This is a genomic window from Vibrio sp. Vb0937 (genome assembly GCF_033338855.1).
Genome location: NZ_JAWOTK010000365.1, coordinates 1 through 1,126, shown reverse-complemented (window position 1 = coordinate 1,126; position 1,126 = coordinate 1). Strand labels below are relative to the sequence as shown.

The window sequence follows — 1,126 nt, the reverse complement described above, 5'->3', positions numbered from 1 at the left end:
AAACAAGGTTACAAGGCCGCGATCGACCTGATCCCAAGTGGCAAACTGAGCCTTTCAACCGTGTTTGACACCACATACTCGCACGATAGCAACCGCATTTACCGTTGGGGTTACCTGGCGGTTCGCTTCATGCTAGAAAACCACCCTCAAGATGTAGAGAGCTTGTTGGCGTTGTCTCGTTCAGGTCAGTTTGCACAATGGGCGCAGCAGGTTACTGTGCTTGGTCAACAATACGATGCGGAATTTGAGCGTTGGTTGGATACGTTAGAAGTGGTAGTTGAACCGGAGCAACCAGGAACGGACCCAGAAGAGCCAAGCGAACCAACAGAACCTGAAGTGCAAGTGACGGAGCTGGCGGCGAACCAAAGCCTTCAACTGAGTGGCGAAGCATATAGCGAAAAACTGTTCTACGTTGACGTGCCTGCTAACACCGTTCGCTTTAATGTCTCTATTGAAGGAGCGGGTGATGCCGACCTTTACATGAGCTACAACAAAGTGGCGCATTACTACGACTTCGAAATGAGCCAGTACGCGGACGGTAGCAATGAAGAGATTCAATTTGCGCCAGAGCAAAATGGTTACGTTAAAGCTGGCCGTTACTACATCAGTTTAACAGGGCGTGATAGCTACGACTCCGTAAACCTTGTGGCAGCGTTAGAAGTTGAAGCGCAAACGCCACCAACACAAGTGCAAGACGATTTAGCTCCTGTGGTTTTGGAATCAGGAGAAGCGAAAGTGCTAACGGTTCATCAGCAGCGTTATGCCGCTGTTTATGTGCCTGAAGGCGTGAAAGAAGTACGCGTTTGGATGTCGAGCCAATCAAATGCGAACGACCCTTACGGCGCAGGTAATGTGGACTTGTACGCAAGCCGCAAACACTGGCCGACAGCAGAGCAACACGAGTACGCATCAAACTATGCGGGCAGCAACGAATATCTTGCTATCCCAGTGACTGAAGCGGGCTATGTGCACTTTTCTCTTCAAGCCCCTCAACAAGGTGATGATGTAGAGATGTTGGTTTATTTCTTCTAATCGACGTTAAGTTAGTTTCGTACCACAAAAAAACACGCCGCCATTTTTGGCGGCGGGTTCGTTTTTCCTGCTTTTGGTTGTATTCAAACAGTGT

General features: G+C 49.1%; 1 protein-coding gene. It reads left to right on the top strand.

Going from position 1 to position 1,126, the window contains the following annotated elements; genetic code table 11:
• Positions 1–1,032 (top strand): collagenase (locus tag R7P67_RS25755; RefSeq protein WP_318086442.1); only part of this gene is annotated, 1,032 nt, incomplete at its 5' end.
• Positions 1,033–1,126: the final 94 nt, after the last annotated feature.